The 18,169-nt window shown below is 65.8% G+C and carries 18 protein-coding genes; 10 read left to right on the top strand and 8 right to left on the bottom strand.

Annotation, left to right across the window (positions count from 1 at the left end):
* Positions 1 to 42: 42 nt before the first annotated feature.
* Both H7H34_RS04770 and H7H34_RS04765 read right to left on the bottom strand, forming a co-directional pair.
* A complete protein-coding gene (locus H7H34_RS04770; RefSeq protein ID WP_120268774.1) occupies positions 43 to 1,074 on the bottom strand; it encodes a substrate-binding domain-containing protein in 1,032 nt (343 codons plus the stop codon).
* A gap of 109 nt (positions 1,075 to 1,183) precedes the next feature.
* A complete protein-coding gene (locus H7H34_RS04765; protein WP_185924415.1) occupies positions 1,184 to 2,593 on the bottom strand; it encodes an ATP-binding protein in 1,410 nt (469 codons plus the stop codon).
* 244 nt (positions 2,594 to 2,837) lie between these two features.
* On the opposite strand from H7H34_RS04765, the gene H7H34_RS04760 reads away from it, so the two are divergent.
* Complete coding sequence (locus H7H34_RS04760; RefSeq protein ID WP_185924414.1) at positions 2,838 to 3,452, top strand: tetratricopeptide repeat protein; 615 nt, start codon at positions 2,838 to 2,840, stop codon at positions 3,450 to 3,452.
* 3 nt (positions 3,453 to 3,455) lie between these two features.
* Here H7H34_RS04760 and H7H34_RS04755 read toward each other — a convergent pair whose 3' ends face one another.
* The 6 genes from H7H34_RS04755 to H7H34_RS04730 form a co-directional block, all read right to left on the bottom strand.
* A complete protein-coding gene (locus H7H34_RS04755) occupies positions 3,456 to 4,166 on the bottom strand; it encodes a hypothetical protein (RefSeq protein ID WP_185924413.1) in 711 nt (236 codons plus the stop codon).
* Positions 4,163 to 4,648 (bottom strand): SRPBCC family protein, encoded by a 486-nt coding sequence (locus H7H34_RS04750; RefSeq protein WP_185924412.1) that lies wholly within the window; start codon positions 4,646 to 4,648, stop codon positions 4,163 to 4,165. The genes H7H34_RS04755 and H7H34_RS04750 overlap by 4 nt, the downstream gene beginning before the upstream one ends.
* A gap of 63 nt (positions 4,649 to 4,711) precedes the next feature.
* Entirely contained in the window at positions 4,712 to 5,557 is an 846-nt protein-coding gene (locus tag H7H34_RS04745) for an ABC transporter permease (RefSeq protein WP_185924411.1), read from the bottom strand.
* Positions 5,554 to 6,885, bottom strand: coding sequence for an ABC transporter permease subunit (locus H7H34_RS23375; RefSeq protein ID WP_185924410.1), 1,332 nt, complete (start codon positions 6,883 to 6,885; stop codon positions 5,554 to 5,556). Before H7H34_RS23375 ends, H7H34_RS04745 begins: the two co-directional genes overlap by 4 nt.
* Positions 6,878 to 7,975, bottom strand: a complete 1,098-nt coding sequence (locus H7H34_RS04735) for an ABC transporter ATP-binding protein (RefSeq protein WP_120268768.1) — start codon at positions 7,973 to 7,975, stop codon at positions 6,878 to 6,880. Before H7H34_RS04735 ends, H7H34_RS23375 begins: the two co-directional genes overlap by 8 nt.
* A gap of 100 nt (positions 7,976 to 8,075) precedes the next feature.
* Positions 8,076 to 9,194, bottom strand: coding sequence for an extracellular solute-binding protein (locus tag H7H34_RS04730; protein WP_120268767.1), 1,119 nt, complete (start codon positions 9,192 to 9,194; stop codon positions 8,076 to 8,078).
* Positions 9,195 to 9,541: 347 nt separating this feature from the next.
* Between H7H34_RS04730 and H7H34_RS04725 the strand changes: the two genes are divergently transcribed.
* From H7H34_RS04725 to H7H34_RS04685, 9 genes are all read left to right on the top strand, one after another.
* Positions 9,542 to 10,462 carry an MBL fold metallo-hydrolase gene (locus H7H34_RS04725; RefSeq protein ID WP_185924409.1) on the top strand — a complete coding sequence of 307 codons (921 nt, stop codon included), beginning with the start codon at positions 9,542 to 9,544 and terminating at the stop codon, positions 10,460 to 10,462.
* Positions 10,463 to 10,581: 119 nt separating this feature from the next.
* Positions 10,582 to 11,289: an HAD family hydrolase gene (locus H7H34_RS04720; RefSeq protein WP_185924408.1), complete on the top strand. Its 708-nt coding sequence runs from the start codon at positions 10,582 to 10,584 to the stop codon at positions 11,287 to 11,289.
* A gap of 2 nt (positions 11,290 to 11,291) precedes the next feature.
* Positions 11,292 to 12,008 carry an HAD family hydrolase gene (locus H7H34_RS04715; RefSeq protein ID WP_120268764.1) on the top strand — a complete coding sequence of 239 codons (717 nt, stop codon included), beginning with the start codon at positions 11,292 to 11,294 and terminating at the stop codon, positions 12,006 to 12,008.
* Between the two features lie 115 nt (positions 12,009 to 12,123).
* Positions 12,124 to 13,752: a long-chain-fatty-acid--CoA ligase gene (locus H7H34_RS04710; protein WP_185926441.1), complete on the top strand. Its 1,629-nt coding sequence runs from the start codon at positions 12,124 to 12,126 to the stop codon at positions 13,750 to 13,752.
* Positions 13,753 to 13,843: 91 nt separating this feature from the next.
* The gene (locus H7H34_RS04705) at positions 13,844 to 14,815 is read left to right on the top strand and encodes a DUF1499 domain-containing protein (RefSeq protein ID WP_185924407.1); all 972 of its coding nucleotides are present in this window, start codon (positions 13,844 to 13,846) and stop codon (positions 14,813 to 14,815) included.
* A 242-nt stretch (positions 14,816 to 15,057) separates the two neighbouring features.
* A complete protein-coding gene (locus H7H34_RS04700) occupies positions 15,058 to 15,204 on the top strand; it encodes a hypothetical protein (RefSeq protein ID WP_158592675.1) in 147 nt (48 codons plus the stop codon).
* Positions 15,205 to 15,337: 133 nt separating this feature from the next.
* Positions 15,338 to 16,312, top strand: coding sequence for a magnesium transporter CorA family protein (locus H7H34_RS04695; protein WP_120268761.1), 975 nt, complete (start codon positions 15,338 to 15,340; stop codon positions 16,310 to 16,312).
* Between the two features lie 61 nt (positions 16,313 to 16,373).
* On the top strand, positions 16,374 to 17,375 hold the full coding sequence (locus H7H34_RS04690; protein ID WP_120268760.1) for a class I SAM-dependent methyltransferase: 1,002 nt from the start codon (positions 16,374 to 16,376) through the stop codon (positions 17,373 to 17,375).
* Positions 17,376 to 17,549: 174 nt separating this feature from the next.
* Entirely contained in the window at positions 17,550 to 18,056 is a 507-nt protein-coding gene (locus tag H7H34_RS04685) for an RT0821/Lpp0805 family surface protein (RefSeq protein ID WP_209006156.1), read from the top strand.
* Positions 18,057 to 18,169 lie beyond the last annotated feature (113 nt).

The raw sequence follows: 18,169 nt of genomic DNA, 5'->3' as shown, positions 1-18,169 counted from the left end.
CAAAGCCCTGAAAGGCGCCGCCCCCTTGCTAGTCCGACCGGCTCAGTGCGTGAGCGTGGTCTCGGAGGCGACCGCTTCCTGGACCTTGGCCAGCTCCGGGTCGGAGACCAGGCCGTACTGGGCCAGCGGGCCGTCCGGACCGGCCAGCTCGTCGGAGACGAAGAACTGGGCGAACTCCTTCAGGCCCGGGATCACGCCGATGTGCGCCTTCTTGACGTAGAAGAACAGCGGGCGGGAAACCGGGTACTCGCCGGAAGCGATCGACTGGGTCGAGGGGACCACGTCCGACATGGTCGCGACCTTCAGCTTGTCGGTGTTGTTCTCGTAGAAGGCGAGACCGAACACGCCGATGCCCGCCTTGTTGGCGTCGAGACGGGCGAGCGTCTCGGTGTAGTCGCCATCGATGTCAACCGAACGGCCGTCGGTGCGAAGCGTGATGCACTTCTTCGCAGCTTCCTTCTTGTCCATGCCGCCGTCGACGAGGGCCTTGAGCGCGCCGCTGTCTTCGCAGCCCTGCATCATGACCTTCTCTTCGAAGACTTCACGGGTGCCGTGCTTGGTGCCCGGGACGAAAGCCTGGATTTCCTGCTCCGGCAGGGCGTCGTTGACCTGCTTCCAGCTCGTGGCGGAGTTGGCAGCGAGCTTGCCGTCGACGACGACTTCAGCGGCGAGCGCCTTATACCAGTCGGTCGGGGTGAAGGCGAAGTCGGCGCCATTGATGTCCGAGGCGAAGACGATGCCGTCATAGCCGATGCGGACCTCCATGATGTCGGTCACGCCGGCCTCGGCGCAGGCCTTGATCTCGCTCTCGCGGATGGCACGCGAAGCGTTGGCGATGTCGATGGTGTTCTCGCCGACGCCGGTGCAGAACTTCTTCAGACCGGCGGAGGAACCGCCCGACTCGACCACCGGGGTCGGGAAGTCGGTGTTCTCGCCGAAGGCCTCGGCAACGATGGAGGCGTAGGGAAGAACCGTCGAGGAGCCGGCGATCTGGATCTGGTCGCGAGCGATGGCGGCGCCAGCGAAGGCGACCGAAGCGACCGCGGTCGCGCTGAGAAGAGCTTTGATGTTCACCTGACCTCTCCCTGGATTTCAGGATTTCTCACGTTACCTCGCAGACTTATTCCCGCGAGGTCGAGGGCACCCTAGTCCTGGCCCGTGATGCTTATATGAAGGTCCGGTATCAGTTTTGTGACAGTTCAACGCCTTGATCGGAAATGACTTTTCGATCAGCAACAGGGAGTTCGGCGTCTTTTGCGACAGGAAACCTGGCGGTGAAGACCGCCCCCTTGCCGGGCGCGCTGTCGATCTCCAGCCTTGCCTTGTGACGGGTCAGGATGTGCTTGACGATGGCAAGCCCGAGGCCGGTGCCCTTGGTTTCCCGGCTACGGGACGCATCCACCCGGTAGAACCGTTCCGTCAGGCGCGGCAGGTGTTCGGCCGCAATGCCGGGGCCGAAGTCGCGCACGCTCATGACAAACGTGCCTCCCGTGCGCGCGCCCTCGCCTGCAGGAGGGGCAAGAGAGAGCCGGATCTCCACCTTCTTGCCGGTGGCGCCATACTTGATGGCGTTCCCGACCAGGTTCTCGATCACCTCAAGCAGTTCGTCCCGGTCGGCCCGCACCGGGCACGGCGTCGGCGGCGTCTCGATATCGAGCACCACATCGGCCTCGTCGGCGACGGGTTTCAGCGCGTCGCAGGCATGCCGCAGCAGGGATGCCAGATCGAGCACGGTTTCCGGCTGGACATGCGCCTTCAGCTCGATACGCGACAGGGACAGCAGATCGTCGATCAGCCGGCGCATGCGGTCGCCCTGCTGCTGCATGATCGACAGGAATCGCTCACGGGCGACGGGATCGTCGCGCGCCGGGCCCTGCAGCGTCTCGACAAAGCCGGTCAGCGAGGCCAGCGGTGTACGCAGCTCGTGGCTGGCATTGGCGACGAAGTCGGCCCGCATGCGCTCCAGACGCCGTTGCTCGGTCAGGTCCTGCAGGGTCACCAGAACGAAGCGCCCTGCCCCGCCTGCCGCTCCCGCACGCGCCGGCTCGCCGGGCTGCGCAACCAGTTCCGCGATCGGGGTGACATAGGCCTCGAGCCAGCTTTCGGTGGGAACCCGCTCGCTCCACTCGATCCGCTGGGCCGGGCCGCCTCCCATCACCTTGTCGAGCGCTTCAAGAAGAACGGGCACGCGCAGGCGCAGCGAGATCGGATCGCCCGGCAACGGATCGCCGAAGCGCACGCGCGCCGCCCGGTTGACGTAGCGGGTGATGCCGCGCCGGTCGACGATGAAGCAGGGGTTCGGCAGCGCGTCGGCCAGCTGCTTCATGCCCGTCTCCGGCCACGGCGTCAGGGACCGGGCCTCGCGGCGGCGGCGGGTGACCAGAAGGCGGCGCGTAGGGGGAACGAGCGCGGCAAGGAGCAGGAGCGCCCCGCCAACGGCGACCAGAAGTGGCGGCACCCGGGCAACGAAGATCGCCAATAGCGCGACCGCGACGAGAGCGACCAGCACCCAGCGCTGCTCGGCGATGCGTTCGCGAAGCCGGCTACGCAGGCCGGGACGCGCTGCGGGGCGCTCTGTGGTGTCGTCGCTCATTCCGGTCGCCGGTCGGGTCTTTCTGTTTGCCGTCCGGCGATCATGCCCGCAGGGCGGCGGAAAGACGCTGAGCGGAACGGCCGGAAACGGGACGCCCTGAATAGCATGGTCAACATGACAGCCCCAAGACGGAAACCGAAGACGGGAAACAATCTGGAGCCCCGCTTTGCGAAACCCCGTGCGGATGCTATCTGCCGGATGAAGCATCGCCCCTAGGGGCACGATGTCTGGGAGGTTTCGCGCGATGACACCGGCCAGGGCGGCGGAGCTGCTGCCGCAGGCATTGGCGGCACAGGACTGGGAGACGGCCCGCAAGGCGCTCAAGCGCCTGCTGCGGGCTGACGCCGGCAACGCCTCGCTGCACTACAATCTCGGTCTGGTCCTGCGCCGCCTCGGCGAGGCGGACGCAGCGGAGGCGAGCTTCGCGGCCGCCCTCAAACTCGCGCCGGATCATCTGAACGCCCTGTTCGAAAAGGCGGCCGCCGCCATGGATGCCGGCCGGCATGAGGCCGCGGAAGCCGGCTTTGCGCTTTATGTCGGGAAAGCCCCGCAGGATGCGGACGGATGGCTGAACCTTGCCCGCCTGTACCTGCGCCGCGATGCGGCACACGAGGCGGAAGAGGCTTTCGGCCGGGTGCTCTCCCTGCGCCCCTCCGACAGGGACGCGGCCATCGGCAAGGCCGAGGCCGGACTGCGGCTCGGGCGGCCGGAGGCGAGCTCCGGCCTGAGAGCCCTGTTCGCCGAGTTGCCCGCCGAACGGCCACGCCTGCTGAAGGCGATAAGCCAAGGACCGCGCGGGACGATCCCGCTTTCGAGCCTTGCCTTGACCAGCAAGACACAGCCTGCCGGCGCCGGCTGAAGGCTATCTCTCGCGCGGTGCGCGGAAGCTCTTTCGGTAAAGCCCCGGGTCCTGCTGCAGGCCGTCCTGCACCTCCAGATGCCGGGCGAGTTCGCCCCTGTCCATCGCGCGGATGTCCAGCTCCAACGCCTCCCGGCGGATCGGAAAGGCCTGCGCGACCGGCGTTCCGGCGGGCAGGCGCCCGGAAAAGCCTGCATCCTGCCAGATGGCCGGGAAATGGACGAAGCCGTCGCGATAGCGGTCGCAGTCGACAATGCCGGCAAGCGTGCGAAACGGCAGGTCCTCGCGGTTGAGCGGATGAGTGAACAGCAGCGAGACGCCGCCGGGCGCCTCGACCGTCCAGAAATTGGTGAACTTGAGCACGAACTGCCCATCGGGAAGCCCGAACGGCAGCCCTTCCGCCTGTTCAGGCACATGCAGGCCGACGGGCGAGCGGGTCTGGCGCGCCGTCTCCGTGACCGGCGGCGACCAGTCCCATGAGATCTCGCCGCCCGCGATATCGAGATCGGCGGCAAGGCGGAACATCACCCCTTGGGCCAGAGCGTCGATCAGCGGCGGGCAATGCTTGAACGTGCGCACCTCCGCCCCGCCCAGAACCTCGCTGGCAACGAGCGAGGGCGCCGCCTTCAGCCAGTCGGGCAGGCTGGCGCGGGCCGGAACCGGCTCCGGCACATGGCCAGCCAACTCCGGCAAGCAGCGGAAGGAGAGCTTCATCGCCGCGCCGGGCGGGCCCTGGCAGCCGCCTCCAGCGCATCGAGACAGGTAGGCCAGCCTTCCGGTGAAGCCATCGCCTCGCGATAGGCGATGCCGTCCTCGCCATGGCGGAGGAAATCGCCATGGGTGAGCTCAATGCGGGTGCCGTCGGCCATCTGGCGGAACTCGATCATCACACGGCTGGCAGCGGCAGGATCCGGAACCGGCTTGCGGTCGAACGAAATCTGCCAGGCCAGGCGCAGATAGAGAGGGCGCTCGATGGACAGGACCGTCCCCCACACGATGCGGGCCCCGCCGGGCAGCCGCTCGGTGCAGGCGCCGCCCGCAACCGGCTCGATGGACAGATCGGCTGCGGGATCGCGCGAGAACGTGTACTCGTGCGGCCACCATTCGCCGATACGGTCGACCAGAAGATCGAAGGCGGCCTCGCGTGCCAAAGGCAGCGTGCGCTCAAAGACAATGGGCCCGTCCCTGTCGGACATGTCAGCTCCCGAATGAATCGCCGGAAGAAGGGACCTCAGGGTCGCAGTCGACCGGCTGGCGCGTCAACTGTTGCCCGAACGCCGCTTGGCCAGCACCCAGGCCGTGGCCGCGGCAACGGTGATGACGACGAAGATCACGCCGATCACGTTGATCATCGGCGACAGGCCGAAGCGCATGCGCGCGCCGATCTCGGTGACGAGCGTCCAGCTGGAGCCGATCGCGAAGAAGGTCGTGTTGTAGTTCTCGATCGACTGCAGGAACGAGATCAGCGAGGCGGTGAGCACGGTCGGCATCAGGAACGGCAGCGTGATGCGGCGGAAAACGAAGACCGAGGAGGCGCCGAGGTCGAGGGCTGCCTCTTCCAGCGCGCGGTCCTGACGCTGCAGGCGCGCCATGAACATCAGCATGCAGTAGGACGCGATGAAGGCCGCCTGCGCGATGGCTGCGGTGAAGAGCCCGGCCTCCATTCCGAAGGCATCGCGCCAGAAGATCATCGTGGTGGCGCCGAGCACGATGCCGGGGGTGAGGATCGGCGAGACCAGCACGGTGTAGAGCAGCGTCGAGGCACGCGATTGCAGCCGTGTCAGGATCAGCGCCCCGGCAAGGCCGAGCGGGATGGAGATGACGATGACGCCGCCGGCGATGGCCAGCGAATGCAGCAGGCCCTGCACGAAGCGAGCATCCTGCGGCAACTCCTGGAACCATTTCAGCGTGAAGCCCTGCCAGTCGGTGACGGAGGGCGTCGGATTGGCGTTGAACGCGGCCGCGACCATGAACATCAGCGGCAGGAACATGTAGGCGAAGAACAGCAGCAGGTAGCCGGACAGCACCGCGTCCGACCAGTCCCTGGTCCGGCGACGGCGCGGCACCGCACCGCCGGCGGCGCTTTCTGCGGTGGCGACGGTCATTTCGCGATGTCCCTGATGCCGACCCGGAAGACGGCCATGTTGATGAGGATGAAGACGATGCAGGCAACGAGCAGCGCCAGCGAATAGGCTGCGCCCTCGTTCCACGAGCCCGCCTCGAAGAAGCGGCGATAGATCACCTGCGCGAACCAGTCCGGATGCAGGCCGCGGCCGACGATCTCCGGCACGGCGATGGACCCGGCGGACAGCATGAAGGTCATGATCGCGCCCACGGCAATGCCCGGCTTTGCATGAGGCAGCACGACGCGCCAATGGATGCGCCAGGTAGAGCTGCCGAGATCGCGCGCCGCCTCGATCTGGTTCTTATCCAGCGTGTCGATGGTGTTGTAGATCGGGAACACCATGAAGAGCACATAGGCGTAGACCATCACGGTGAACACGGCGCCGTTGGAGGCGACGAAGCGCACGCCCTCGCCCGCCTGCATGTCGATCAGGCCCATGACGTCGAGGACGCCGTTGAGGATGCCCTGCTTCTCCAGGATCATCACCCAGGAAAAGATGCGCAGCAGCTCGTTGATCGCATAGGGGATCACGAGACCGAGCATCATCAGCGCGACCTTGTTGGCGCTCTTGGCCGTGGCCGCGGCATAGGCGACCGGATAGCACACGACGAAGGATAGCAGCGTCACGCAGAGCGCATAGACGATGGTCGAGAGAAAGATGCGGAAATGCAGCTCGCTCATGTCGGTGAAGTTCTTCGCCGAATAGCGCTCGTTGATGCCGGCGGTCGAGGTCATCTCGGCCTCCTGCACCTCCAGTTCGGCGATGCGCGCCTGAAGACCGGCCTTCTCCTCCTCCAGAGCCGCGATGCGGGCCTCGATCTCCTCACGCGGCAGGGCTTCCTGGGGCGAGGCGAAGGGGCTCGGGGCAACGCCTGGTGTGGGCGTTGCCGGCGACGGCGTGGATAGCGACGGGCTCGGCACGCCGGGGCTCGGCAGCGAAGGCGTCGGAAGCGAGGGACTGGGCGCTGCGGGCAATGACGGCGCCAGGGAGGGAGAGGGAACCAGCGACGGAGAGGGCACGAGCGAAGGCGTCGGCAGGCCGGCAGCGGGAGCCGCATCGCTCGCCTGCCCGGCCGCAAGCTGGCCGTTGAGGTCGCGAAGGTCCGTGTCGATGTCGAACACGCGCGTATAGGCGCGGTCGATCTCCAGCGACAGGGTCGCCGCGTCGCCCGACCGGTCGACATAGGTAAAGGCGCGCTCGATCATGCGGGCCTGCGGCAGCACGATCAGAATGGCGATCCACACGGCAGTCAGCGCCAGGAAGATCCCGGTCAGGCCCTTGCCGTAGCTCTTGACCAGACTATTCACGGGCGAGCTCCCCGACCGGCATCACGATGGCATCGGTAGGCCGGAAGCCCAGATCCGTCTCGCCGGAGGCCAGCGAAGAGGACGCATCGCCCGAATTCGGCAGATGCACCGTCACCGGCGCATCGCCGGCCCGGCAATGCAGATTGACGAAAGGCCCTTCCAGGTCGCGGCGCTCGATGGTGGCGCGCAAGCGGTTGCGCGGCTCGCCCGCGACGCCGGCCGACCCAAGGCCCATCCGCTCGGGGCGCACGAAGATCATGACCTCGTCGCCGACGCCGGCCTTGCCGCGCAGATGGGCGAGCATCTCGCCCTGGGGCGTGTCGACGCGCGCGACCTCGCCCTCGACACCGGACAGGCGACCGCGGAAGACGTTCTGCTCGCCGACGAAGCTCGCGACGAAGGGGGTCGCCGGCAGATTGTAGATCTCGTCGGACGTGGCGACCTGCTCGACCACACCGCGATTCATCACCGCCACGCGGTCGGACATGGTCAGGGCCTCGCCCTGGTCGTGGGTGATGTAGATGAAGGTGACGCCGGTCTTGCGCTGCAGGTCCTTCAGCTCGCTGCGCATGTGCTGGCGAAGCTTGAGATCGAGGGCGGAAAGCGGCTCGTCGAGCAGCAACACCGCCGGCTCGACCGCAAGAGCCCTGGCGATGGCGACGCGCTGGCGCTGTCCGCCGGACAGCTCGGTCGGCTTCTTCTCGCCCTGCCCCGTCAGCGCGACCATGGCCAGGAGTTCCTCGGCCCGCTCACGGCGCACCTTCTTCGGCACGCCCCGCGCCTCGAGGCCGAAGGCGACGTTTTCCCAAACGCTCATCAAGGGGAAGAGCGCAAGGTTCTGGAAGATGAGGGCCGTCGGACGGGCATTGGGACGGATGCCGGCCATGCTTTTCCCGCCGATGCGCACATCGCCGGCACTGGGATCGAGAAACCCGGAGATCATCCGCAGGATCGTGGTCTTGCCACAGCCCGAGGGGCCGAGAATGGAAAAGAACTCCCCGGCATTGATCGTCAGGTCGGTCGGTTGAACGGCGGTGAAATCGCCGAAGCGCATCGACACCCCGTCGAGGACGACGTCTTGTCCGTGCATTTGCCCCTCGTCTGGCATGTGGTCCGGACCCGAAAGCACCCGGCCGGAAACAAAAAAGCGGATCGCAGCGCAAGGCTGCGATCCGCATGATCCAAGCGCCTCAGGCGTTGGTGATCTTGTCCACATACTCCTCACGCAGCGTGGCGAACCACGGCGTGTCGGCCTGCCACCACCACAGGTTGGCGAGGTTCTCGGCATTGTAAACGTCGGCGAACTGGGCCTTGTAGTTGTCGCCCGCGTATTCGGCGGCACCGGAAACGGCCGAGTTGTAGCCCGTGTTCATCGCCAGCAGGCCAGCCATCTTCGGGTCCAGCATGGCGTTGAGGAAGGCATAGCCCTGCTCCAGGTTCTCCGCGCCCGAAGGGATGCCCATGGAGTCCATCCAGGTGATGCCGCCTTCCTTGGGCATGCGGTACTTCCACTTGGCATCCTCGCGGTTCAGCAGGAGGCCGGTGGTGTCCCAGGTCTGGCCGATGGTCGCACCGGCCTGCTTGAACGCGTTGGTCGCCTCGGTCGCATTGTTCCAGAACGCGGCGATGTTGGCCTTGCGCTCGATGATGAACTTGGCGCAGGCGTCCCACACGCGGCGGGCATCTTCCTCGGTCTTGTAGACGTCGAGCATGCGGTTGGACTTCACCTCGCCGGTGGCGTCCAGATAAAGGCCGACGCCCATGATCACCGACTTCTGGCGGAAGGCGGCCTTGCCGGCAGCTTCCGGCGACCACATCGTGCCGTAGGAAACGTCGTCGGCGTTGAACTGGCTGCTGTCGAGGGTGATCGCCTCGGTGCCCCAGTTGAACGGCAGCAGCATACGCTTGCCGCGATAGGTGCCGCCCAGCTGGACGCTGTCGCGCAGCATGGAGGGAATCAGGTTGTCGAGGGCGAGCTTGCTCTCGTCGACCGGCTGCAGCAGGCCGTCCGGATAGTAGTTGTTGCCGTTGGTGATCGACGGGAAGATCACGTCGAAGCCCTTGCCGCCGGCGGCGCGCAGTTTCTGCTCGGCCTCGTCGTTGGAGCCATAGGTCGACAGGTTCACCTTGATGCCGGTGTCGCCCTCGAACTTGTCGATCATGTTCTGCTGGATGTAGTCACCCCAGGCGAAGACGTTGACCTGGCCGGACGAGGCCAGCGCATCGCCGGCCTTCAGGATGGCCGGGGCGGCAAGCAGGGTCGATGCGGCTGCGGAGCCCTTGAGCACCGAACGGCGGGAAATGGACATGTCGGACCTCTCCGTTTTAATTGGTCTTGCGAGCGGCGACGGAATGACGGGTCTCCTCCCCGCATCGCTCGCTCGGCCATAGGTCAGTTTGACAACGTTAGTGTGACACGGAAGGGAGTGACATTGGCCGACCGGCTCGCGCGACCGGAGCACGATGGGCTCCCCGCGCGGCAATGTTCAGCAACACCGCCCCTCACATGCAGGACTGACGTTATGGGGGCAGAAATGATCTTTCAACCGAAAGATTAGCCGGCTGCGAAGCAAACGCCGGTCACCCCACTCACTTGCCTGACCCGACTTTTTCCCTGCGGGCAAAAGCGAAAATCAGAAACGGACCCCCAAAAGCTATGGTTTCCCTGCGACATGATCGGGACTTCGACCCGCGCCACGGCGAGGTGGTCGAGATTTCAGCCGCGGTACGCCGCCTTACCGCTCCCAATCGCGGTCCCTTCACCTGGCATGGCACGAACAGCTATCTGATCGGGCGCGACGAGGTGGCGGTGCTCGATCCCGGCCCTGCCGATCCCGATCATGTACGGGCGCTCGTGGCTGCGGCCGGCGCGACCCGCATCTCGGCGATCCTGGTGTCCCACACCCATGTGGACCATTCGCCGGGCGCAAGGCTGCTCAAGGAGATGACCGGCGCCCCGCTCGTCGGCTGCGGTCCGCACCGGGCAGCGCGCGCGCTGCTGCCGGGCGAGATCAACCCGCTGGATGCCAGCGCCGATACCGACTACGCGCCCGACCGCGAGCTGTGTGGCGGCGACAGCGTAAGCGTCGACGGGCTGACCCTGACGGCGGTGGAAACGCCCGGCCATACCGCCAACCACCTCGCCTTCGCACTGGACGAGGGCCGCGTGCTCTTTTCCGCCGACCATGTCATGGCGTGGTCGACATCGATCGTTGCGCCGCCGGACGGCTCGATGAGCGCCTACATGGCCTCGCTTGCACGGCTCTCGGAACGCAATGATGCAAGCTACCTGCCCGGCCATGGCGGCGCGGTCGTCGATCCTGCCGAGTATGTGGCCGGCCTTGCCGCGCATCGGCAGGCGCGGGAAAAAGCGATCCTCGACCGGCTCACCGCCGGAGACCGGACGATCCCGGAAATGGTGGCGACGATCTATGCCGATGTCGACCGCTCGCTGCACGGGGCGGCAGCGCTGTCGGTGCTGGCACAGGTCGAATGGCTGATCGAACGCGGGCTCGTCGGCATCGCCCCCGGCGAAACCCCGGCCCTCACGCTGGGCAGCCGCCTGGAGCTGCCCTGACCGACACGCCATGACCCGCGCCGCGCTCCATCGCCTTTGACGGGCGGCGGGGAACGTGGCATGTGACGGCGGAATGCGGGTCGATGCCCGCCCGACACCTCCCACCGAACGAGACCTCAATGCGCATCAAGGCCGTATTGTTCGACCGCGACGGAACCCTGACCGACTTCGACAGCACCTGGGGCCCAGCCATCGCGCTTGTCCTGAAGGACCTGGCGCGCGGCGACGAAGCGCTTCTGGAGACGCTGCAGGAGCTTGCCATGTTCGACGTCGCCCAGGCGCGGTTTACCGGCCCGTCGGTCCTCAAGGTGCAGTCGCCGAAGGACTATTCGGCCGGCTGGGCAGAGGTGATCGGCGAACCGGACTCGCAGGCGATGCTGGAGCGCATCGAGACGATCCTGCTGGACCATTGCGACCGCACGGTCACTCCGTTCGACAGCGTGGTGGACACACTGACCGCGCTGAACGGCAGCGGCATGCCGCTCGGCATCGCCACCAACGGCACCGAGGCGTCCGCGCGCAAGCAGATGCAGGCTCTCGGCCTCGGCGAGGCCTTCACCTTCCTGGCCGGCTATGACAGCGGCCACGGGTCGAAGCCCGAGCCCGGTCAGCTTCTCGCCTTCGCCCGCCATGTCGGGCTCGAGCCGGGCGAGATCGCCATGGTCGGAGACAGCCTGCACGACATGCACGCGGCACGGGCCGCCGGCATGATGCGCATCGCGGTGACGACGGGGGCGATCCCGCGCGAGCGGCTGGTGAGCGAGGCGGATCTGGTGATCGAGCGCATGTCCGATCTGCTGCCCGTGGCCCTCGGCAGGGCAGCCTGACCATGGCGTCCGTGCGCGCAGTGCTGTTCGACAAGGACGGCACGCTGATCGACTTCCAGAACACCTGGGCGCCGACGTTCCACACCTTGATGAGCGAGCTTGCGGCCGGAGACCGGCTGAAGGCCGAGCGGCTCGCCGCGGCAGCGGGCTTCGATCTGGAGGCGGTACGTTTCGAGGCGGACTCGGTGCTGATCGCCGGTTCCAACGACGATATCGCCGACGCCTTTGCCGAGATCCTCGGACTGTCCGATCCCAAGGCGCTTGCCGAGGACATCAACGCCCGCATCGGCGCCATGAGCCTGCCGCACCTGTCGCCCTTCGACGACCTGGTGCCCGCGCTCGACCGGCTCGCCGGCCATGGGCTGGCGCTCGGCATCGCCACCAACGATGCGGAAGCCTCCGCTCTGGCGCAGCTCGACGCCCTTGGCCTGACGCAGCGCTTTGCAGCGGTGATCGGCTTCGACAGCGGGCATGGGGCGAAACCCTCGCCCGGCATGGTCTCGGGCTTCTGCGCAGCTCTCGGTCTTGATCCGCAGGAAGTGGTGATGGTCGGCGACAGCCTGCACGACATGCATGCCGGCCAGGCGGCCGGCACGAGGACACTGGCGGTCACGACCGGCACCGTCGGGGCAGAGGTGCTTGCCCCGCATGCCGACCATGTCGCCGGCTCCTTGAGCGCAGCCATCGACTGGATCGAGACGCTGATCGTCCGAAACTGACGCCCGGGCGACCGCTGGACAGGCCCCCCGTGGCCGGTGCTATGCTTCTCCGCAAGAAAAGCCTCGTCACAAGAGGCACTTGCCGGAGGAGAGGAAACCCATGCCAGAGCCGAGGATGGCCGGTCTGATGCAGGACTGGTCGCTGACCTGTACCCGCATTCTCGACCATGCCGCGCGCAACCACCCGGATCGCGAAATCGTCTCGCGATCGGTCGAAGGACCGATCCACCGCACCACCTACAAGACGCTGCGCACCCGTTCGCTGCAACTCGCCAAGCGGCTGCAGAAGGCCGGCATTCGCGAGGGCGACCGCTTGGCGACGCTCGCCTGGAACACCTGGCGCCACATGGAGGCGTGGTACGGGCTGATGGGCATCGGCGCCATCTACCACACGGTCAACCCGCGCCTGTTTCCCGACCAGATCATCTGGATCATCAATCACGCCGAAGATCGCTTCCTGCTGGTCGACCTGACCTTTCTGCCGCTGGTGGAGAAGGTCTTGCCGCATCTGACCACCGTCGAGCAGGTGATCGTGCTCACCGACGAGGCGCACCTGCCCGCGACCGGGTTCGATGCCGTTCCCTACGAGGAATGGCTGGCCGAGACCGATGCCGACTTCGCCTGGGCGGAGCTCGACGAGAGCGCGGCCGCCGGCATGTGCTACACCTCCGGCACGACCGGAAACCCGAAGGGCGTCGTCTACTCGCACCGCTCCAACGTGCTGCATGCCCTGACCGCGGCAACGCCCGACATGCTCGGGCTGTCGTCCCGTGATCGCGTGATGCCGGTGGTCCCGCTGTTCCATGCCAACGGCTGGTCCCTCGCCTTTTCCGCACCGATGGCGGGGGCCGCCCTGGTACTGCCCGGGCCGCGCATGGACGGCGAAGCCCTGTGGGAGCTGCTTGACGGGGAAAAGGTGTCCCTGACCGCGGCCGTGCCGACGATCTGGCTGATGCTGCTCCAGCACCTGGAGGCGAGCGGGCGCAAGCTGCCCTATCTCGACCGGGTGGTGATCGGCGGATCCGCCTGCCCGAGAGCCATCACCAAGGCCTTCGAAGAGATCTACGACGTCCGCGTGCGCCACGCCTGGGGCATGACCGAGATGAGCCCGCTCGGTTCGGTCTGCGCGACCCGGCCGGAAGTGGCGGATCTCGAAGGCGAAGCCCTGCTCGATTTGCAGGAGAAGCAGGGCTTTGCGCCCTTCGGCGTGGAGATGAAGGTCACCGACGACGAAGGCAAGGAGCGCCCCTGGGACGGCAAGACCTTTGGCCGGCTGAAGGTGCGCGGCCCGGCGGTGGCGCGCACCTATTTCAAGGAAGAGGACACGCCGATCCTCGACGACGAAGGCTTCTTCGATACCGGCGACGTCGCCCATATCGACCCCTATGGCTACATGCAGATCACCGACCGCGCGAAGGACGTGATCAAGTCGGGCGGCGAGTGGATTTCCACCATCGAGCTGGAGAACCTTGCCTTGCTCCATCCGGATGTGGCGGAGGCCGCCGTCATCGGCGTGCCGCACCCGAAATGGGACGAGCGGCCGCTGCTGGTGGTGGTTGCCAAGGAAGGGCGGACACCGAGCGAGGAAGCCATCCTGAAGGTGCTGGAGGGCCGGATCGCCAGCTGGTGGATGCCGAATGCCGTGGTCTTCGTGGACGAGATCCCGCACACGGCGACAGGAAAGATCAAAAAGACCAGCTTGCGCGAACAGTTTGCCGACTTCCGGTTCGCCGACACGGGCTGAGAAACGCAAGGCGGTTCGCATTCGTCTCCGGTCGTGGTAAGCGGTTGGGTCGAAACGCGGTCGATGTCACAGGAAAGTTGCCGCCCGCCGCATGCGCAAGATCCTGCCCCCTTTCCGGTCGCGCCTCGCGGCAGCCAGTCTCCAGTTCGGGCGGCTCGCCCTGCCCGTTCTTGTGATCTCGGCGCTGGTCCACAGGGCCGATATCGTCACGACCCCGCAGTTCCTGGTCCTGTTGACGCTCGGCCTGTTGCTGGGCGCGCTGGCCTGCGGCTCGGCGCTGGCCGCAGGGCTGGTCCTGTGGCAGCGCGGCGGTCATGGCTGGGCCAAGGCGGTGCGCGGTTTCCTCTACGGGTTGATCGCGCTCTCCCCAGCCTTCGTCGCGCTCTACGCCTTTGCGATCTATCCCCGTCTTTCCGACGTCAGCACGGACACGCAGAATCCGCCGCAACTGGCGAGCGGTCGCCCCTTCACCACCGGCGAATCACAAGCCGAGGCCTATCCCGACCTGGTATCGCGACGCTTCCGCATTCCGCCCTCGGATCTGCACCAGGCAGCGCTCCAGGTCGCCATACGCAACCGCTGGACCGTTACCGCGGAACTGCCCCCGGGAATGCCGGACGAGCCCACACGCTTTCAGGCGGTCGCGACCTCGCTCGTCTTCGCCTTTCGCGACGACATTGCCCTGCGCATCCTGCCGGACCCTGTCGGCGCCCGGCTCGACATCCGCTCCGCATCGCGATTCGGCGCGCATGACCTTGGAGCCAATGCCAACCGCATCCGCAGCTTCTTCGAGGATCTCGACGCGGTTCTCGTTGCAGCCTATGGAACGCTAGAGCCGGTGAACGAGGACGAGGAGCTGCCGGCAGATCTGCCCCTGCTCGATCCCGATGCCCCGCAGCGCGAAAACGCCCCCCCGCCGCTGCCCGGCAACAAGCCGGGAGCGCAGGAGACGGACAGTGTCAGCGAGCAGGCAGGCGAGCAGCCGGCCACGCTGGAACAGCTGCCCGATGATTTGTCAGAAATTTATGAGGAAGACCGCCGGGGCGCAGCGCCGGCGCAGTGACGCCTTTTTGATATCGTCAGCCTGTTGATTTCACTTCTTCTTTGCGGAAAAGAAAAAGCCTTCCGAACATCTTTGGGGCATTTTCCCGGCAGCCAAAAATCGCGAAAGGTTACAGGACGTTAGGAAGTGTGACTGGCATCACAGTCTTTTCTTGGCGCATCCTTAGTTTTGTCCAAATCACAGAGGATTTGTGCGCATCGCCGAAGGGATGTTCCTCGGCGCAACCAAACCCGGACCATGTCATGACTTCCAAGTCTCCCCAAGCCGCCGCTCCCGCTCCGCGCCCGAGCCTCGCTTCGCTCTACAAGCCGGTCGGCATCGGTGCCGTTACGGCTGCGACTATCTGCAAGACCGGCATGGTCAAGGCGACGGCCCCCAAGGCCAAGTGATCCCGGCAGCCGCCGGGAGGGACCAGGCAGCGGCGCCCATCGGGCGCCCCCTCACCCTAAGTGCGGCAAATCCGACAAGAAAGCGCTATAGGTTGCCGGGATCGGAAACGAAACACTCCGGGAGCCTTTTCGCATGATCACCGCCTATACGCTCGACGCGGGCAGCATTGTCGAAATCCGCTGCTCAAGCGAAATGCGAATTCCCGATTTGGCGCTCTGGGTGGACCTGTTCTCTCCCACGCGAGAAGAACGAGCGCTGGCGGAAGCCTGGATCGGCACAGAGATCCCGACGCGCGAGGAAATGGCGGCGATCGAAACCTCCGAACGCCTCTACGAACTTCAGTCCGCTCTGATCATGACGGCGGTCATGCCGCTGATTGCCCGCAATCCCGATCCGAAGTCCGCGGCCATGACCCTGGTGGCGACGAAAGATCGTCTCGTCTCCTTGCGCCATGGCGAGCCGGCCTCGGTGGCGATTGCGGTCCGCCGGATCCAGCATGAAGGAATACCGATCCGGTCTGCCTGCGACATCCTCTTCACCTTGCTGGATGCGATCGCGGACCGGGCTGCCGATGTGGTGGAAGAGTGCTCGACCGAGTTCGACGCGGTCTCCAGCCAGGTGTTCGGGACAGGCCTCGATACCCGCAAGAGCACGCAATACAAGGCGACGATCCAGAAGATCGGCCATATCGGCCTCAAGGTCGCCCGCATGCACGACGCCTGCGCAAGTCTGGAGCGGCTGTTCCTGTTCCTCGCCCTTCACGCCAAGACGCTGAACCTCAACAGCCAGCAGAAAAGCGCCGCAAAGGCGCTCGGCCGGGATATCCGCTCGATCCGCGAACATGCGGGCGGCCTCGATGCACGGCTGAACTTCCTGCTCGACGCGACGGTCGGCCTTGTCAATCTGGAGCAGAACCAGATCATCAAGATCTTCTCGGTGCTTGCCGTTATCTTCCTGCCGCCGACGCTCATCGCCTCCATCTACGGCATGAATTTCCAGGACATGCCCGAGTTCACCTGGCCCTACGGCTATCCGTTCTCACTCGGCATCATGATCGCCTCCGTGGCTGTCACCTTCCTCTACTTCCGCTGGAAGAAGCTGCTTTGAGCACCGACGCCCCTGCCCTAGTTTGCCTGCCGATGACCAAGCTGAAAGCCGATACGAATCAATGAAGACCCTGGTCGACAAGATCGCCGGCGCGCTGCGTCTTGGCTGGCGCCGGGCACCCGCATCGCGGCGTCCGCAGACCACAGGCTCATGGTCGCGCGAGGCTGTGCTGAAGCGCGTGGCGCCCCTTTCGCTGCGCGACAGGTTCCTTCCCGAATTCGATCCCGACTACTATCGCGCGCTCTATCCTGACCTTGCCGAGTTCGATGACGAGGCGCTGGAGCGCCACTACCGCGACACCGGCCGGGCCGAGGGACGGGTCGCCTCGCCGCTCGCAGCACGCGGCTACTTCGTGGACGCGCTGCAGGGAGGCGAAAGGGCGCTGGAACTGGGCGCCTTTCACCGTCCGCTAATGCAAGGGGCCCATACCAAACATTTCGACGTGCTGCCGCGGGCGCAGCTGGTGGAGCGGGCGAAAGCCATCGGCGAAAAGCCGGAAGGCATTCCCCAGATCGACTTCGTGTCGCCTTCGGGCGACCTTGCCGTCGTCGACGAGCCGTTCGACATGGTCGTCTCCTCGCACGTCATCGAGCACCAGCCCAATCTCGTCGCGCATCTGACCCAAGTGGACCGCATACTCGACAAAGGCGGCGTCTACGCGATGATCGTCCCGGATTGCCGCTTCTGCTTCGACCACTTCATTCCGCCCTCCACCCTCGGCCAGGTGATCGAGGCGCATTACCAGAATCCGAAGGTCCATACCGTGCGCAGCGTCGTCGAGATGCGGGCGCTGACCACGCATAACGATGCAGCACGCCACTGGAAGGGCGACCACGGTACGCTCGACCATACGGTCGGGCGGACCCGCAACGCGATCCGCGAGTGGGAGCAGAGCAAGGGCAGCTACATCGACGTGCATGCCTGGCGCTTCACGCCCGACACCTTCACCCAGATCATCACCACGTTGAACGGGCTCGGCCTGATCGGCCTCACGCCCTACCGGGTATACCCAACCCCTTATCTGGTAAGCGAATTCTGCGCGGTGCTGGCCAAGCAGGACTGATCTCTTGCCATCCCCGCTCATCACAGGCGATCCACAACCCGCTGCCCCGGCAGTGGAAACGGGATCGCTGTATGAGCCGGGTTACTGTTTGTTAATCGCTTTCCCCGATCCTGTTGCAAAGGGGCAACAGCCTTGCTTGCGAGGCCGAGCAACCAGCGTCGGGACGGTATCGCCATGACAAACAACCGGATCACGACAATCTCCAGCGACCGCGACAGCACCAAGCTTGGCTGCCGCCGGGCGACCGCGGTCGCACTCGCGCTCCTTCTCCCGCTTGTAGCCGCAGGTTGCGGCAGCGTGTCCATGCCCATCGGCAGCTCCGACTTGGAATCGCCGCTCGACCTGACCGGTTCCATCGATTCCCAGCAGAACGCCGCGGATGTGGACATCAGCTCGCAGGACCGGGCCATCATCGCCCGCGCCATTGCGACTGCACACGAATCCGGCATGGCCGAACCGCCGTTCTCCTGGAACAACCCGATCACCGGGAACTCCGGCACCATCGTCGCCGTGAAGGACGACACCCAGTCCGGCGGCACCGGCTGCACCCGCTTCGAGACGACCGCCAACACGATTGGCGGCGTGCGCGCCTATCTCGGCACCGCCTGCCGCGATCTCATGCAGGAATGGGCGATCATCGACCTGTCGGTGAAGGCCGCCGAGGCGGAGACCGCGAGCTGACACTCGCCCGCCGGTCCTGCTGACGGGCGCCGCCTGCCTTGCAAATTCCGACAGGGTAGAAGGCTCCCTGCCACTGGATTTTATTCCTATCAACAACCATATGGTTCCTGAGC

The organism is Stappia sp. 28M-7, assembly GCF_014252955.1.
Lineage (GTDB): Bacteria > Pseudomonadota > Alphaproteobacteria > Rhizobiales > Stappiaceae > Stappia.
Note: the sequence above shows the minus strand (reverse complement) of the source record. Positions and strands in the feature narration are given on the sequence as shown.

Excerpts from the sequence above, each read along its gene's own strand:
- H7H34_RS04765 (WP_185924415.1), bottom strand. The coding sequence starts at position 2,593 with ATGAGCGACGACACCACAGAGCGCCCCGCAGCGCGTCCCGGCCTGCGT.
- H7H34_RS04760 (WP_185924414.1), top strand. The coding sequence starts at position 2,838 with ATGACACCGGCCAGGGCGGCGGAGCTGCTGCCGCAGGCATTGGCGGCA.
- H7H34_RS04755 (WP_185924413.1), bottom strand. The coding sequence starts at position 4,166 with ATGAAGCTCTCCTTCCGCTGCTTGCCGGAGTTGGCTGGCCATGTGCCG.
- H7H34_RS04750 (WP_185924412.1), bottom strand. The coding sequence starts at position 4,648 with ATGTCCGACAGGGACGGGCCCATTGTCTTTGAGCGCACGCTGCCTTTG.
- H7H34_RS04745 (WP_185924411.1), bottom strand. The coding sequence starts at position 5,557 with ATGACCGTCGCCACCGCAGAAAGCGCCGCCGGCGGTGCGGTGCCGCGC.
- H7H34_RS04735 (WP_120268768.1), bottom strand. The coding sequence starts at position 7,975 with ATGCACGGACAAGACGTCGTCCTCGACGGGGTGTCGATGCGCTTCGGC.
- H7H34_RS04730 (WP_120268767.1), bottom strand. The coding sequence starts at position 9,194 with ATGTCCATTTCCCGCCGTTCGGTGCTCAAGGGCTCCGCAGCCGCATCG.
- H7H34_RS04725 (WP_185924409.1), top strand. The coding sequence starts at position 9,542 with ATGGTTTCCCTGCGACATGATCGGGACTTCGACCCGCGCCACGGCGAG.
- H7H34_RS04720 (WP_185924408.1), top strand. The coding sequence starts at position 10,582 with ATGCGCATCAAGGCCGTATTGTTCGACCGCGACGGAACCCTGACCGAC.
- H7H34_RS04715 (WP_120268764.1), top strand. The coding sequence starts at position 11,292 with ATGGCGTCCGTGCGCGCAGTGCTGTTCGACAAGGACGGCACGCTGATC.
- H7H34_RS04710 (WP_185926441.1), top strand. The coding sequence starts at position 12,124 with ATGGCCGGTCTGATGCAGGACTGGTCGCTGACCTGTACCCGCATTCTC.
- H7H34_RS04705 (WP_185924407.1), top strand. The coding sequence starts at position 13,844 with ATGCGCAAGATCCTGCCCCCTTTCCGGTCGCGCCTCGCGGCAGCCAGT.
- H7H34_RS04700 (WP_158592675.1), top strand. The coding sequence starts at position 15,058 with ATGACTTCCAAGTCTCCCCAAGCCGCCGCTCCCGCTCCGCGCCCGAGC.
- H7H34_RS04695 (WP_120268761.1), top strand. The coding sequence starts at position 15,338 with ATGATCACCGCCTATACGCTCGACGCGGGCAGCATTGTCGAAATCCGC.
- H7H34_RS04690 (WP_120268760.1), top strand. The coding sequence starts at position 16,374 with ATGAAGACCCTGGTCGACAAGATCGCCGGCGCGCTGCGTCTTGGCTGG.
- H7H34_RS04685 (WP_209006156.1), top strand. The coding sequence starts at position 17,550 with ATGACAAACAACCGGATCACGACAATCTCCAGCGACCGCGACAGCACC.